This is a genomic window from Cecembia calidifontis, assembly GCF_004216715.1.
GTDB lineage: Bacteria > Bacteroidota > Bacteroidia > Cytophagales > Cyclobacteriaceae > Cecembia_A > Cecembia_A calidifontis.
The window spans coordinates 2,213,447-2,229,429 of sequence record NZ_SGXG01000001.1 but is presented as its reverse complement, the minus strand read 5'-3'; the positions used below and the strand labels follow the sequence as shown (position 1 = coordinate 2,229,429).

The 15,983-nt window shown below is 41.1% G+C and carries 14 protein-coding genes; 9 read left to right on the top strand and 5 right to left on the bottom strand.

Annotation, left to right across the window (positions count from 1 at the left end; translation table 11 throughout):
- Positions 1-309: 309 nt before the first annotated feature.
- From BC751_RS09805 to rhaM, 3 genes are all read left to right on the top strand, one after another.
- Positions 310-1,491: an IS4 family transposase gene (locus BC751_RS09805; RefSeq protein WP_130273808.1), complete on the top strand. Its 1,182-nt coding sequence runs from the start codon at positions 310-312 to the stop codon at positions 1,489-1,491.
- A 179-nt stretch (positions 1,492-1,670) separates the two neighbouring features.
- The gene (locus BC751_RS09800; RefSeq protein ID WP_130275386.1) at positions 1,671-2,291 is read left to right on the top strand and encodes a hypothetical protein; all 621 of its coding nucleotides are present in this window, start codon (positions 1,671-1,673) and stop codon (positions 2,289-2,291) included.
- 603 nt (positions 2,292-2,894) lie between these two features.
- Positions 2,895-3,185: an L-rhamnose mutarotase gene (rhaM, locus tag BC751_RS09795; RefSeq protein WP_242617420.1), complete on the top strand. Its 291-nt coding sequence runs from the start codon at positions 2,895-2,897 to the stop codon at positions 3,183-3,185.
- A 49-nt stretch (positions 3,186-3,234) separates the two neighbouring features.
- Here the strand turns inward: rhaM and BC751_RS09790 are convergent, their stop codons facing one another.
- Positions 3,235-3,642, bottom strand: a complete 408-nt coding sequence (locus BC751_RS09790) for a hypothetical protein (RefSeq protein ID WP_130275384.1) — start codon at positions 3,640-3,642, stop codon at positions 3,235-3,237.
- Positions 3,643-3,786: 144 nt separating this feature from the next.
- On the opposite strand from BC751_RS09790, the gene BC751_RS09785 reads away from it, so the two are divergent.
- On the top strand, positions 3,787-4,173 hold the full coding sequence (locus BC751_RS09785; RefSeq protein WP_130275383.1) for a transmembrane 220 family protein: 387 nt from the start codon (positions 3,787-3,789) through the stop codon (positions 4,171-4,173).
- 5 nt (positions 4,174-4,178) lie between these two features.
- Positions 4,179-4,925, top strand: a complete 747-nt coding sequence (locus BC751_RS09780) for an NIPSNAP family protein (protein ID WP_130275382.1) — start codon at positions 4,179-4,181, stop codon at positions 4,923-4,925.
- A 144-nt stretch (positions 4,926-5,069) separates the two neighbouring features.
- On the opposite strand, the gene hslU is transcribed toward BC751_RS09780, so the two are convergent.
- The 4 genes from hslU to BC751_RS09760 all read right to left on the bottom strand — a co-directional run bounded on the left by hslU (position 5,070) and on the right by BC751_RS09760 (position 11,778).
- Complete coding sequence (hslU, locus tag BC751_RS09775) at positions 5,070-6,473, bottom strand: ATP-dependent protease ATPase subunit HslU (RefSeq protein ID WP_130275381.1); 1,404 nt, start codon at positions 6,471-6,473, stop codon at positions 5,070-5,072.
- A gap of 143 nt (positions 6,474-6,616) precedes the next feature.
- Positions 6,617-9,094 carry an endopeptidase La gene (lon, locus tag BC751_RS09770; protein WP_130275380.1) on the bottom strand — a complete coding sequence of 826 codons (2,478 nt, stop codon included), beginning with the start codon at positions 9,092-9,094 and terminating at the stop codon, positions 6,617-6,619.
- Between the two features lie 201 nt (positions 9,095-9,295).
- Positions 9,296-10,612 carry an RIP metalloprotease RseP gene (gene rseP, locus BC751_RS09765; RefSeq protein ID WP_130275379.1) on the bottom strand — a complete coding sequence of 439 codons (1,317 nt, stop codon included), beginning with the start codon at positions 10,610-10,612 and terminating at the stop codon, positions 9,296-9,298.
- On the bottom strand, positions 10,612-11,778 hold the full coding sequence (locus BC751_RS09760; protein WP_130275378.1) for a 1-deoxy-D-xylulose-5-phosphate reductoisomerase: 1,167 nt from the start codon (positions 11,776-11,778) through the stop codon (positions 10,612-10,614). The genes rseP and BC751_RS09760 overlap by 1 nt, the downstream gene beginning before the upstream one ends.
- A gap of 192 nt (positions 11,779-11,970) precedes the next feature.
- Between BC751_RS09760 and BC751_RS09755 the strand changes: the two genes are divergently transcribed.
- From BC751_RS09755 to BC751_RS09740, 4 genes are all read left to right on the top strand, one after another.
- Positions 11,971-13,422 (top strand): trypsin-like peptidase domain-containing protein, encoded by a 1,452-nt coding sequence (locus BC751_RS09755; protein ID WP_130275377.1) that lies wholly within the window; start codon positions 11,971-11,973, stop codon positions 13,420-13,422.
- Between the two features lie 134 nt (positions 13,423-13,556).
- Entirely contained in the window at positions 13,557-13,970 is a 414-nt protein-coding gene (locus tag BC751_RS09750) for a nucleotidyltransferase substrate binding protein (protein ID WP_130275376.1), read from the top strand.
- An 87-nt stretch (positions 13,971-14,057) separates the two neighbouring features.
- The gene (locus BC751_RS09745) at positions 14,058-15,332 is read left to right on the top strand and encodes an LVIVD repeat-containing protein (RefSeq protein ID WP_130275375.1); all 1,275 of its coding nucleotides are present in this window, start codon (positions 14,058-14,060) and stop codon (positions 15,330-15,332) included.
- A gap of 31 nt (positions 15,333-15,363) precedes the next feature.
- Positions 15,364-15,975, top strand: a complete 612-nt coding sequence (locus BC751_RS09740; protein WP_130275374.1) for a hypothetical protein — start codon at positions 15,364-15,366, stop codon at positions 15,973-15,975.
- Positions 15,976-15,983 lie beyond the last annotated feature (8 nt).

Below are 15,983 nucleotides of genomic sequence, written 5' to 3'. Positions count from 1 at the left end.
GATTGAAAACTTTGAGAGGTTATTTTTTAAATATTTGAACCCACATTTAAATGAAAAGGGGAAGCTCGACTAAAACACAACCATTATAATTAGTGATTTCTTATCTAATACTGGAAAAACACAAACCAACATTTTATTCCTATCAAACATTTAATTATTCATATATTTTTTCTAATTAAAACTTTTACTTCAATATCATATACCTATCATATTGATTTTTTTCAATACCGTCCTAAATAAAATATGAGAGGTCTGGTTTTTTGCCCAAAATAGCTATTTTGGGTTTGCACCAAAAAACATAAACCTCCCATGAGTAATATTACATTGTTTTCTCAGATTATTAAAAAAATCGAGCGTTCAATTTTCAAGAAACTGGTTGAAGAGAAGCAAACGGACAAGGGCTGCAAAGGCTTTGACAGCTGGACGCATTTGGTTTCCATGCTTTTTTGCCATTTTGCCAAAAGTACTTCTGTAAGGGATATTTCAAACGGCCTGCGTTCGGCCACGGGGAACCTCAACCATCTGGGGATTGCCAAGGCACCATCCAAGTCCAGTATCAGTTATCAGAACAAGCGCAGGGACTCTGACCTGTTCAAGGAGCTGTATTACGGGCTTCTGAAGCATTTAGGACAGCAGGCGTCCCTGAGCAGGGTAAAACTACGGATCAAGGCTCCCGTCTATCTGCTCGACTCCACGGTGGTAAGTCTTTGCCTTTCGATGTTTGACTGGGCAACCTTCAGGACCAAAAAGGGTGCTGTAAAGATGCATACGCTTCTGGACTATGACGGGAAACTCCCTGTTTATGTGAATATTACAGAAGGAAGTATGGCAGACAATAAAGGCGCTTATGATATTCCTTTGGAGAAAGGATCCGTTATAGTGGCGGACCGCTATTACAATGACTTTCCGATGCTCAACATTTGGGACAGCAAGGGGGTCTTTTTCGTCATAAGGCACAAGGATAACCTTAAGTTCAGCACAATCAATGAACGTCGACTCCCTGAAAATACTGCACAGGAAGTACTGATAGACGAAGAAATTGAACTGGTAAACCCGCAGTCAAAAGTGAAGTACCCCGGAAAACTCAGAAGAGTGGCTGTATGGGACGAAAAAAACCGACAGACCGTCGAACTGATTACCAATAACTTCAAATGGTCAGCAAAGACAATCGGTGATCTTTACCGGTGCCGATGGGAGATTGAGATCTTCTTCAGGGACATCAAGCAGTTACTCCATATCAAAACCTTTATCGGAACATCGAAAAATGCCGTGATGATCCAGATATGGACCGCGCTGATCACCATTCTGCTCCTAAAAGTGATGAAGGCAACCGCTAAATTCGGATGGCATCTGTCCAATCTGGTTGCATTTATCAGACTGAACATATTCGTTAAAATAGAGCTGCAAAAGTGGCTGGACAAACCCTTTGAAGACCATGAAAAACCTCCTCAAAAAAGCCAACAGGGGGTTCTATTTCCGGATTACAGATAAAATCACAATAGAAATTGCAGAAACACAGCTAAACATCTGTCTTGTAAATTATTTAGGACAGCATTGGATTTTTTTCCTAAAAATTCTTGCCATGAAAACTATTTTTTTTTTATTTGAATTGTAAGATGACGTCACTTACAAATTTTATACAATATATAACTAAAATAATTGTTGTAATCATGAAAAATTCAAACTTTATAATCGCAATTTTGGTGATTTTTTGTTTTTCTTGTAGTCAATTAGATTTAGATAAAACAATAGACCAAAAAATTGAAATATTACCTGAGGGAGTGGTTTCATTTTCTCAGATTGATAGAAATGATCCAAAGGTAGAAAGGGCACTTTTATCCTTAAATAAAAAGTTGGACATAAACCATTCAAGATTAAACTTTAATAATATCGTTAACATTTCCCATTTTCAATATGAAAATGGGCTGGAAAGCATTGTATTTAGCTTTTCTGATGAAATTGACCGGGTTTATGGGCAAATAATTAATCCAATAAATGGGGAAGAAAAAGAATTTATAATTGCAGATTTTGATTATGAGAATGCTTATAATGGAAGACCTTCCATTACTTTTTCTTCAATTAATTCTGAATTAAAATACATTTATTCTCCTTTTCCTGTGAATTACCATAATTCAAGAATTAATTCTTGGGGATCCTGTATGAAAGATGCAATTGATAAATTATATGATGATTGGGAAGATGATCCTATTGGAACTTTTGGGTGTTGGGCAACTGGAGTTTCTTGTCTTTATGGAGGTGCGATTGCTTGTGGAATTAAATCCCTATTCTGATGAAAAAACACATGATAATTTTCCTAGTCTCTATACTAGTTGTTGTATTCGGGGCAATGTTAAAAATATTTGAAATAAAATTTGCCTCTTGGATAATATTTCTAGGCGCATTATTGGTATTAGTATCAATTTTCTTTTTGCTAAAAAATCTATTGAGAAGCAATTCTAGAAATGTTTAGTGTTTTTTTGGAGGAGGCCGTCTATTGAGACGGTCTCTTTTTTTCAAAAACCCAATCTAAAGACGTATAATCACCTTATTTTCATCATACAATTATCCGTATATTGCTAAAAAAAGACCATCGAGATGAGAGAAGTGACTGTAAGAATTCCCGACGACAAATATGGGTTCTGTATGGAGCTATTTGAGCAACTAGGACTTCAGACCGAACCCGCTTCTGAGATCCCCGAGGAGCACAAAAAAAATTGTGCTGGAAAGAATTAAATTCGCTGCCTTCCTTTAAAAAAATTCCCCTACATGATCCATTAACCAGTGGAATAAGATCAAAAACTTATCATCATTAGAGCAGTGTTCAACACCCATCTCGACCCTGAAAACTGGAAGAAAAGAAATCCATAATGCCCATCAAAACTTTCGCTTTTAAAATGAAACTCCTTCCAGGAATGGAGGAAGAATACCAAAGAAGACATGATGCCATCTGGCCGGAACTCAAACAACTGCTTTTAGATTCAGGCATTATTGAGTACCATATTTTTCTGGACAGGGAAACCTACACTTTGTTTGCCTTCCAAAAGCTGGATGGTGAACAAAATTCCCAAGAATTAGGCAAAAATCCGCTCGTGCAAAAATGGTGGGCCTATATGGCTGATATCATGGAAACCCATCCAGACAATGCACCTATTAGTCAGGAATTAAAGGAAGTTTTTAAACTCTAAAACAGTACATAAATTTTATACGCTTCATTTCCAGGATGTAGTGAGGAGGTCAATCCAACTCTATATGATACACATCAGATCGGTTTCTTCTGATGCCAAAATACTCAAAGCCTCCTTCCTGCGGTATCCTTTCAATGAGATCAAAAACCTCACAATCTTCAGGCAGGCCTTCAAAAATCAGGGTAAAACGGTGCGTACTTCCGAAAATATGCCGCCATTGGGGATAAAAAGGGATATTTTCCGCATTTAAAAGTTTGGACTCAGGGCCAGCCCCACGGGGAACCAAATAAGTACTTGGCCAAATCCTGATCTGCCACCAAGTAAAGGAAGTTCTCATGGTCACATGGACAATAACCTGCCTTTCAACCTCCAAGGCTTCCTTCGCTTTTGTGACCACTGCTTCATCTATTTTTACTTCCGGAAGAGTGATAACCTCAGGCTGGTAACCTGCCATCATAATTAGGGATGTATTAAAATTACACCCAAATTTAAAAATATTATCCAAAACCTCCCATTATAAAAATTCCAGATTCCTTTTAAAAATTCCTTCTTGCCAATCCTCCGATTATTCCCTACTTTCAAGGAAATAACCCTTCTACCTATGAAAACCTTCACCAAATACTTCTTCATTTTTTGGTTTTTTGCCTTCCTGCTGTTTGCTTACTGGCAACTGAATGACCCAGATCCGGAAATATGGATTCCTGTTTACCTGGTAGCAGCCCTTTTTTCTGCATTAGCTGTCAAAGGAAAACATCCTTTGATTCCATTGGGCATTGTGATTGCAGCCTGCATAGTCGGGGCCATCTATTTCTACCCCGAATCGGTAAGTGATTGGGTCAACTATGAATTGGCCCAAAAAGACCTTAGTATGAAAACCCAAGAATCAGAAGAAGCAAGGGAGACTTTTGGTCTTTTGATCATTGCAGTGGTCATGTCCGTATCGGCATTTGTCGGATGGAGAAAAAATCAACCCCAGAAAAACCCATGAATCCTATGAAAAAGATACTCCTCCTTTTAACAGTTTTCCTAAACCTCTTTCAGGTAACACATGCCCAAGATACCCGGTATTTCGAAATGCGTATTTATACCGCCCATGAAGGGAAAAGGAATGACCTCATCAAGCGGTTTCAGGATCACACTTTGAAACTTTTTGAAAAGAACGGCATTGAAAATGTCGCCTATTTTATTCCTACTGATGAAAACAACAACACCCTTACCTTTATTCTGGCTTATCCTGATCAGGCTTCAAGGGACATCTTATGGAATAAATTTGCCAATGACCCGGAATGGCAGGCCGCATATAAGGCCTCCGAAGCCAACGGTCCATTGGTAGCCAAGGTAGAACAGGTTTTTATGCAGATAGCCCCGGAACTGAACCCTGAAATCATCCGTTGGCAACATCAGGGAAAAAGAATTTTCGAACTACGGACATACTATATGTATCCCGGAAAAACTGAAAATATCAATGCAAGATTTAGGGATTATACCAGAGAACTGTTTCAAAAGCATGGCATGACCAATGTGATGTATTGGTATACAGTTGAGAAAGATGGATCACAACCCAAATTGGTTTACTTACTGGCCCATAAGAGCGAAAAAGCTGCCAAAAAATCATTTGATAAATTCCGCAAAGACCCTGTTTGGATCATGGTCAGGGACAAATCAGAAGAAACAGGCCCGATCGTAGAAAAATTAACCTCCGTTTATCTCAAGCCCCTCCCCTTTTCCCCAATCAAATAAAAAATCCCTGAGTTTGCACTTCAATGCATCCTCAGGGATTTTTTAATTTTTCTTCAACAGTACCAGTTTCAAAAATCACTCTTACATACGATATCCGACTTTTGAAATTCTTATCTTTTACCTCTCGTCTCTAAACTCTCGTTTCTATAAGATATATTGCGACAAATCCCTGTTTTTCACCAATGAGCTCAACCTTTCCTGCACCATTTCTTTGGTAATCATGATTTTGGAATTGGCCTCAATCGTGTCGGGAACTTCAAAAAGGAAATCATTCAGCAAATGGCTCATGACAGTGTGTAACCTTCTTGCTCCTATATTTTCCACCTCTTCATTGATCTTAAAGGCAAGCTTGGCAATTTCCCGAATCGCTTCGTCATTAAAATCCAAATAAACTTCTTCAGCTTCAAACAATGCCTGATATTGTTTGGTCAGGGCATTTTTAGGCTCTTTCAGGATTCTGTAGAAATCTTCTTCAGTCAGGGAATTTAATTCAACCCTAATCGGAAACCTACCCTGTAGTTCAGGTATCAGGTCAGAGGGTTTACTCACATGAAAAGCTCCTGCTGCAATAAACAAAACATGGTCTGTATTGATGATACCATATTTGGTATTGACACTGCTTCCTTCCACAATAGGAAGAAGATCCCTTTGCACACCTTCACGGCTGACATCTGGCCCTCCGCTTCCTTTTCCGGATTTAGAAGCAATTTTATCAATCTCATCTATAAATATGATCCCATTGTTCTCTGCCAGACGGATAGCTTCCTCTTTTACCTCATCAAAATCAATAAGCTTACTTGTCTCTTCCTCCATGAGGATCTTTCTGGCTTCCGCAATGCTGACTTTTCTCTTTTTGGTACGTTTAGGCATCATGCCACTGATCATATCCTGAAGGCCAGCCATACTTGCATCATCAATCATCCCTCCGCCAATCATCCCCACGCCTACAGGCGGTGAATGCTTGACATTGATCTCTATTTTTCTGTCTTCCAACTCACCGCTTTTAAGTTTATCCCTAAAACGCTCCCTGGTCCTTTCATTCAACTCTTCCTCTGATGCCTGATCTGGATTAAAATCAATGGATACGGAAGTACCAGGACGGGCAAACCCAGCGGATTTCACCGGAGGAATTAAAATATCGAGGATAATTTCATCTACAGCCTCAGCTGCTTTTTCCTTTACAGCTTCATTCTTCTGTTCCCTTACCAAATGAACAGCCTGCTCTACCAGATCACGGACCATACTTTCCACATCCCTGCCCACATACCCGACCTCTGTAAACTTTGACGCCTCCACTTTGGTAAAGGGAGCATTGGCAATTTTAGCAAGCCTGCGGGCAATTTCAGTCTTACCCACGCCTGTAGATCCAATCATCAGAATGTTGTTAGGCACTATATCCTTTTGGATATCGGACTTTACATTCATCCTGCGTATCCTGTTCCTAAGGGCTATAGCAACATTTCTTTTGGCGTCATGTTGACCGATGATATATTTATCCAACTCAGATACGATCTGTTTTGGCGTCAAATGATTGATATCGTTTCTCATTTTTTGAAGATTTTATGCTTAATACATTTGGGGACAAGCCCTTCATGATTAACTAAGCATAGGTGTTTTTGATTTAAAAATGATGGGCGATCAAAAAGTTTTGGACTGATCCATACAGCCCAAAACTTCTGAATTAACCTGACTTATTCTTCTTTACTTTCCTTTGGAAAAGTAAAAACCATAGGTTCGTCAACCTTAGATTTCAACAGGGCAATATCAAGAACTTCTTCCACCTTATCGACAAAATGGAAAGTAACTCCCTTGATATACTCCTCATCGATTTCCTCAATATCTCGCTTGTTTTTTTCACAGAGGATAATCTCCTTAATCCCGGCCCTTTTGGCAGCCAGTATCTTTTCCTTAATTCCACCTACAGGCATTACCTTCCCTCGCAGGGTAATTTCCCCTGTCATCGCCACTTTGGCTTTGACTTTTCTTTGGGTAAAAATGGAAGCCATAGCCGTCAACATGGTAATCCCTGCAGAAGGACCATCTTTAGGAACAGCTCCAGCAGGCACATGTACATGAAGGTCATAATGGTCAAAGACCCTGTAATCAATCCCTAGTTTTTCTGCCTTGGATTTGAGATAGGAAAGGGCAGTAATGGCTGATTCTTTCATTACATCACCCAATTGGCCCGAAAGTGTCAATTTTCCTTTTCCTTTGCTCAGAGAAGCTTCCACAAATAGAATTTCTCCTCCAACAGATGTCCAGGCCAAGCCTGTAACCACCCCGGCCACACTATTATCCTGATATATTTCCTTATCAAAGATTTCTCCTCCCAGGATCTTGCGCACCACTTTTGGAGTAATTTTTTTCTCATACTCCTCTTCCATGGCAATAGACTTGGCTACATGCCTGATTACTTTCCCTATAGCCCTCTCCAGACTCCTTACCCCTGATTCCCGGGTGTAATCCTCAATGATCTTTACGATTGCAGATTTTTCGAATGAAACCTGATTGGCTTTGACACCATGTTCCTTCCTTTGTTTGGGGATAAGGTGTTTCTTGGCGATTTCAATTTTCTCTTCCAGGGTATATCCGGTGACTTCGATGATTTCCATCCTATCCCTTAAAGCAGGCTGAATGGTATCCAGGGAATTGGCCGTAGCGATAAACAAGACCTTTGAAAGGTCATATTCTACTTCCAGGTAATTATCCACAAAGGTGCTGTTTTGCTCCGGATCCAACACTTCCAAGAATGCAGAGGAAGGGTCTCCCCTGAAATCTGAACTAAGTTTGTCAATTTCATCCAATACAAACACAGGGTTGGAAGTCTTTACCTTTTTCATGTTCTGGATAATCTTACCGGGCATAGCCCCGACATAAGTCTTCCTGTGTCCCCGGATTTCCGCCTCATCATGGACTCCACCCAAAGACATCCTGATATATTTTCTTCCCAAAGCGGTGGCAATGGACTTTCCTAAGGAAGTTTTACCTACTCCTGGAGGCCCATATAAACAAAGAATAGGACCTTTTAGGTCATTCTTCAGCTTTAGGACTGCCAAATACTCAATAATCCGCTCTTTGACTTTTTCCAGCCCATGATGGTCTTTGTCCAGTATTTCTTTGGCCCGCTTAAGATCGAAATTATCTTCTGTAAACTCATTCCACGGTAATTCGACCAAGGTCTCTGCATAATTCAGTGCAATAGGATATTCAGCAGCTGAAGGATTAATGCGCAGGATTTTGTCCAACTCTTTTTCAAAGTGCTTGGCCACAGCTGGAGGCCATTTTTTCTTGGCGCCCTTGGCCCTTAGCTCCTCAACTTCCTTCTCAGGTCCTTCTTCCCCCAATTCAGTCTGCAGCACTTTCATCTGCTGGCGAAGGAAGTAATCCCTTTGCTGTTGGTCAATGTCGGTATGGACTTTTTTCTGGATTTCACTTTTGATTTCCAACATTTGGATATCCTTCATCATGTATTCCAGAAGAAGTGTTGCCCTCTCCACCCCATCATTGATTTCCAACAACCTTTGCTTGGCATCTACCGGAGCATTGATATTGGAGGAAAGAAAATGGGTCAGAAATGGGGTATTGTCAATATTGTCCAAAGCCACCTGTGCCTCTCTTGGAATTTCAGGGTTGAGATGCAAAATCTTCAAAGCCGCTTCCTTCAAAGATTCCTCCAAAGCCTGAATCTTCTTCGAATTCTTGGGGAAATTTTCCTCGAGGTACTTTACTTTAGCAATGAAATAGGGATCCTCTGAAAGGGTCTCTGTAATTTCAAATCGCTTTTTGCCTTGGATAATTATCGTGGTATTGCCATCAGGCAAAACAATCATCTTGATGATTTTGGCCAAAGTACCTACATGATAGATATCTTCCCAAGATGGATCATCATTTTGGGGGTTGATCTGGGCACAGACACCAATCAACTTATCTCCTTTCTGTGCTTTTTTGACCAATTTAATGGAACGTTGCCTACCTACAGTGATGGGTATGACCACTCCAGGAAAAAGGACTGTATTACGGACAGAAAGTATGGGAATTTCTTCAGAGTAGTTTTCTTTTTGAGAGAGATTATCCTCTTCATCTTCTGTGATCAGTTGGATCAAATCCCCCTCAGCAGCGTAATCTCCCGTCATCAGTGATTGAAATAATTGGTTTTCGAATTGATTCATAAAGGACATTATGACAGTCGTCTTGTCATGTTTATATCAAAATATGGTAGAACCCACAATTTAAGCAGGTTCTCTTAATAAAATCAATCTATATGCCAATGTTTGAAAAGGTACAAATTGGCAGATAGTACGAATAGAAACAAAAAAGGGCAGCTTTTGACCGCTACCCTTTTGAAAATCACCCTTATACCTCTATCCCTTTTAAGAGGTAAATATTTTTAAAATATCATTACCTATAGCAAAGACCATAAGGGCCAACAACAAGACCATTCCAACTTTCTGTGCATTTTCCAGAAAACGGTCGGAAGGAGCTTGTCCTGAAACCATTTCATACAGTAAGAACATCACATGCCCTCCATCCAAAGCTGGTATAGGCAAAAGATTCATAAATGCCAGAATCATGGAAATTAGTCCCGTGATGCTCCAGAATTTAATCCAGTCCCATTTTGATCCATAAATTTTGGCCATACCAATTGGACCGGAAACATTTTTTGCCGAAACTTCACCTGTAAACATTTTACCCAAGGCTTTGGCATTCACAATTACAACCCCAAAAGCCCTTTGGGTACCTTTTACCAAAGACTCTCCAATACCATATTTTTGAACCACAGGCTCAATTAGAGGATTGATTACTATCCCAATTGTTCCTTCCGGGCTTATATTTGCTGTTTTTTCCAACTTTTGCCCTGCCCTTTCTATGACCAACACAGTTTCTTTCCCCTTAACTTCAGCTAAAGATGACTGAAGTTCATTGAAATATTGGACAGGCTTTCCATTTACCGCAATGATTTTATCATGAGGTTGGATTCCGATTTTGGCCGCAATGGAGTTGGGCAATACATCGCCTACTTCAAAAGGTGTGCGGATATTGATAAAGCGCATCATGCTCTCTTCAGAAGAGAAAGAATTGATAAAGCCCCTTGGGATATCAATCCGTATGATTTCCCCATTTCTCTCTACGGTGTAAAATCCGTCGCTGCTTAGGAGTGCTTCCCCGGAACTCAAATCATTGATGCTTCTATACGGTTGCCCATTGATGTCCAAAATCTTATCTCCATCCTGAAATCCGATCATCTTACCAATATCATAAGCGACGATTCCATGCTCGACAATCTGGTCCCTGGAATAATAAGTTTCCCCTTTCTGGTAAACCAAAACCACGAAAATGACAATACCGGTAATGACATTCACGATAATCCCCCCCAGCATCACAATCAATCGCTGCCATGCTGGTTTGGAACGGAACTCCCAAGGCTGAGGCTCGGAGGCCAACTGTTCGGTATCCATGGATTCATCAACCATACCCGAGATTTTTACAAATCCCCCTAGCGGAACGGCTCCGATGGAATATTCAGTCTCGCCCCATTTAAATCCTGCTATTTTTGGGGGAAAGCCTATTGAGAATTTCTCCACACGCATGCCAAACATTTTGGCAGTCAACAGGTGTCCCAACTCATGCAGGCCGACCAAAATCGACAAACCCAGAATCAACTGGGCCACCATAATCAGTGTATCCATTATACTTTACTCTTAATTAATTGCTCTGTAATCATTCTGGACATTTTGTCCGTTTCTATATACTCATCCAAATTTGGATGTTCGATGAAGCGGGATCTTTGCAGCGTTTCTTCTATACAATCCGACATTTCAAGAAATCCAATTTCATCCCGCAAAAATGCGGCCACAGCGATTTCATTTGCTGCATTTAATATACAAGGTGCATTCCCTCCCTGCTCTAAGGCCTGAAAAGCCAACTTTAAGTTACGAAAAGTTTCTATATCAGGTTGTTCAAATGTTAAACTTGGATAATTCGCAAAATCAAACCTGGGAAAGTCCGCTTTCAACCTTTCGGGATAGCTCAAGGCAAATTGGATCGGAATCCGCATGTCTGGAAGCCCAAGCTGTGCCTTAATGGAACCGTCTTCAAACTGGATCAAAGAATGGATGATGGATTGAGGGTGAACAATCACCTCAATCTGCTCTTGGGTTACCCCAAAAAGCCATTTGGCCTCAATCACCTCCAACCCCTTGTTCATCAAAGATGCTGAATCAATGGTAATCTTGGCTCCCATATCCCAATTGGGATGTTTCAATGCCTGTTCCTTGGTCACATATTTCAGAAATTCCCTTGTTTTTCCTCTGAAAGGCCCCCCGGAAGCCGTCAGGATCAATTTTTCTATGGGATTGTGGAACTCCCCAACCAGGCATTGAAAAATAGCGGAATGTTCCGAGTCCACGGGATAAATATTGACCCCTTTTTCCCTTGCCAATTGGGTAATCAGTTCACCCGCAACCACCAAAGTCTCCTTATTGGCCAAGGCAATCTGCTTTCCGGCCTCAATCGCCTTGATGGTAGGCAAAAGTCCTGAATATCCTACCAAAGCTGTCAATACGACGTCAATGGAATCCATTTCCACTACCTGACCCAGTGCTTTTTCTCCTGCAAAAACTTTTACATCAGTAGCAAGCAAGGCATCCTTAACTTTCTGATAATGATTTTCATTGACGATTACCACACAGTTCGGCCTGAACTCCAAGGCCTGTTGAATCAATAAGTCGGCATTATTTTGGGCGGTAAGCACCTCTACCTCAAATTTATCGGGATGTGACTTGATCACTTCCAAAGTCTGGGTACCTATGCTTCCTGTAGAGCCAAGAATGGCTACATTTTTCTTTTCTGACATGAAATAAAATACTGGTTTGGGAGGATAAACGTCACACCTCACCTTTACAATCTGACAAAATTACAAGGAAATTATTTCATCCTTGTAATTTTTCTGTCTTTTTGAAAAGCTGGCAGTTTTGGCACAATTATCGGTGATTTGTTTATACATTTATTTAACTTGAGGTTTAACCCATAAAACCGGTATTTCGTTATGCAGGATATGATGAAAAATATAAAAATTATCTTGTTGGCTTTTTGTGCGGGTTTAGCGGGCTCTTGGGCCTTCCATCAATTTCAGGAAAAACCCGAAGCAGGAACTGTGTTTTTTGAAGACAACAAAGAAAAACCAAAATATCAGGTAAATTTTGATTCAGAAAATGAGCATATCCGGGATTTTAACACGCCCGTTTCCTTTGTTGAAGCTTCTGAAAAAAGCACCCCTTCTGTGGTTTTTATAAAAAACTTCTCCGGCACTGACCAAAGGCGCTACAGCATTTTCGATTATTTCTTTGGCACTGGCCCTACCCAGCGGGTAAGTACGGGTTCAGGCGTCATCATCAGCAAAGATGGCTATATCCTCACCAACAACCATGTCATTGACCGTGCAGAGACCATTGAGGTAGTCCATCAAAGACGTACCTATCCAGCAAGGTTGATCGGTACTGACAAAAATACCGACATGGCCGTTCTGAAAATTGATGTGGATAATTTACCCGCCATCAAAATCGGAAGCAGCAGGGACCTCAGGATCGGTGAATGGGTAATTGCGGTAGGCAATCCGTTCAACCTTACTTCTACCGTAACTGCCGGAATCGTGTCAGCCAAAGAAAGACAGATCAATATCCTGGGAGGTGAATTTCCGCTGGAATCCTTTATTCAGACTGATGCCCCCATCAATCCAGGCAACTCCGGAGGTGCTTTGGTAAATATCCGGGGCGAATTGGTAGGTATCAACACAGCCATTTTGTCCAGGACAGGTTCTTACACCGGGTATGGATTTGCAGTCCCTGTGGACATCGCGATGAAGATTGCCAACGACCTGATCAAATTTGGGGAAGTCCAGAAAGCTATCCCTGGCATTGATGTCGTGGAAGTTACCCCTGAACTCGCCGAGGAGATGAAGCTTAATTCCTTAGATGGTGTTATTATCACCCATGTCATCAGAAATGGGGCCGGTGAAAAAGCAGGATTGCGGAGAAACGATGTAATTACCAGAATAGAAGGTTTTGGAATTACAGGTAAAGGAAGTTTTGAAGAGATTCTTTCATACTATTATCCGGGTGACAAGGTAAGGGTGGAGTATAAACGAAATGGAGAGACTAGGACAGCACAGCTCACCCTTCAAAATCTGGAAGGTGAAACAGGAGTGTTAAGAAGGGAATTTTACAGTTCCAATCTTTTGGGCGCCAGGCTGGAGGCAGTGAATGCCATTGAAAGGGACAGATTCGGCATAAGCCATGGCATCAAAATAACTGGGATGACAAGAGGCTACCTGAGAGACCTTGGCCTGAACAATGGTTTTGTGATTACCCAGATCAATGGAGAACCGGCAAAAAACCCCGAAACAGTTGGCAAATTCCTGGAAAATTTCAGCGGAAGATTGAGGCTTGAGGGTTTTACCCCAAATGGCCAACCCTTTATGCAATCCTACAGTGTGAGATAAATTCTGAAACCTTTTCATCTTGACCACTTTGGATTCAAATCGATAAAAATCAGAGAGACTGGATAAAAAAAACCAGCCTCTTCTTGAGGTAGAAAAACAGCAAAATTTTCCTATATTGAAATAAAAACGCTGCTATGAAAACCCTTCCCGTCACATGCGAAAAATGTTTCTTGGATTTCCAGGAATCCTTGGATGAATTACAGGATTTAATCCGTTTAGGGAAGCAACATGGAATGGATGAAAAGTCGCAAAAACGCATCATCCGCTCATTTGAGGTCACGCATGAACTAGCCCTGAAAACCATTGGTGAATATTTCAAAAAAATGGGAAGACCTGCTTTTTCGGGCCCTAGAGATGCCACCATAGAAGCATTCAATGAAGACTTAATCGATGATGGCAAAGGCTGGCTCGATATGATCATTGACAGGATAAAGTATGATCCCCGTTATGCAGAGGTACATGAAAAAGAACTTTCTAAAAACATCATCCACAAATACCTCTTGTTATTCAACAACTTCGAAAGAAATATGAAAGAAAATTTGGGATAATTTTCAAAAAATTACTACCCCATGTAGCATTTCTTTTTCCCCCTGCGTCTTGTGGCAAAGATATTCCTTAACCAAACCAAATTTGCCATGAAGAAGCGCTTGGAATTGATTTTCAGTTGGCCAGTATTTTTTTTAATTGCTGCGGCTATGTTTTTTACTTTGCCTTCCTGTCAGGATGAAGTAAAAAGCACTTACACTTACCGGGCCATGGTTCCTGTATTTTTGGAAATGAACAGCATCAGGGAACAGGATATCATCATTGAACCATCCAAATCCCTGGAAAATCCTGGAAAAATTTACCTTTATGGGGATTACCTCTTTATCAATGAGCCCCAAAAAGGCATTCACATAGTGGACAATAGTAATCCTTCTTCCCCCTTTCAGGTCAATTTCATCAATATTCCAGGGAATGTGGACCTGGCCATCAATTCCGATATTCTTTACGCTGACAGTTATGTGGACTTATTGGCTTTTGACATCCGGGACATCAGAAACATCAATTTGGTAAAAAGGGTTGAAAATGTCTTTGAACATATGCTGGTAGATATGGAAAAAAGCACCATTATCACCTACAAGGATACTATTCTGACCACTGAATCAGAGTTTATATGGGGCTGGGGAAGACCTTGGCTAATAGGCAATACTGATATAGCATTCTCCGGATCGAGAGCTGGGGAGTCCCAAAGCTATGGTCAGGGCGGATCAATGGCAAGGTTCACTTTGATGAGCGGGCACCTCTATGCAGTGGATGAGCAAAGTCTCCGCGTATTTGAAGTTTTGGATCCAGCGCAACCTAAGCACCTTAAAAATATCCATTTGGGATGGGGCATAGAGACTATTTTCCCCTTTCAGCAAAAACTGTTCATAGGTTCTAATACAGGCATGCATATCTATGATGCAAGCAGTCCTGAGTCACCGAAAGAGATGGCAGTTTATCAACACATTACAGCCTGTGATCCTGTAGTGGTCAATGAAGAATATGCCTTTGTGACCTTGAGGAGGGGGATGTTCTGCAGGATGGGAGTAGATGAACTTCAGGTGTTGGATATCAGAAACCCCTATCTTCCCAAACTGGTCAAAGCCTATCCCATGCTCAATCCCCATGGTCTTGCCCTTGCAGGGGATTACCTTTACCTGGCTGAGGGGAAACATGGCTTAAAGAGTTTTAATGTGGCCGATGTTTTGAGAGTTGACCAAAACCAATTGGAATTTCTGAAAAGCATGCCCTCTGTGGACATCATTCCGGGACCGAAATCCCTTATTGTCATTGGTCCGGAGGGGGTTTGCCAGTTTGATTACTCGACTCCACAGTCACTTAAGCCATTAAGCTGTATACAGGTTAAAAATCCCATTGTGGTTTAGCCGATTGAATGGACTTTATAATTCCCTAACAATGGCTAGGAATATTAATTTACTGGTTCTCCTATTGGCTTTTATCTTCCTGGGTAAAGCGAATGCCCAAGAGCGGGTGGTTATCCATCATCTGGAAGTCGGACCGATGCTGGGCAGGGTCCAAAACTGGGACAACAGCCTTAACAATAGAACCAATCTCTCCATTCAAAATTATTTGGGGGTGAAAGTTGACAAACACCATGCAGTCGGGATTTCAGTGGGGCTTGACACTTATCCCGGTATTTATCTTGTACCCATTGCTTTTGGATGGAGGGGTTTTCTGGACCATGACAAAAAAGTGGTACCCTATTTAGGATTGGACATTGGCCATGCTGCAGCTTTTTTGAATGGAAGGGAAAAAAACGAATTCTCAGAATCCTGGTATGAAGGAGGATTATTGTTGAGTCCCTTGGCAGGGATCCGTTTGAGAACCAAGTCCGGGAAACGGGACTATTCCCTTTCCCTGGCTTACAGAAGACAACAGGCCTATTTTTTTGAAGGAAGAAAAAGCGAAGGGATTTCTATTCCGGGACTACCTCCCGGTTTCTCTTCCCTCAGGGAAGAGGCTTATATATTCAATAGTCTTATCGCAAAATTGGGAATATTTTTTTAATTCTTGAA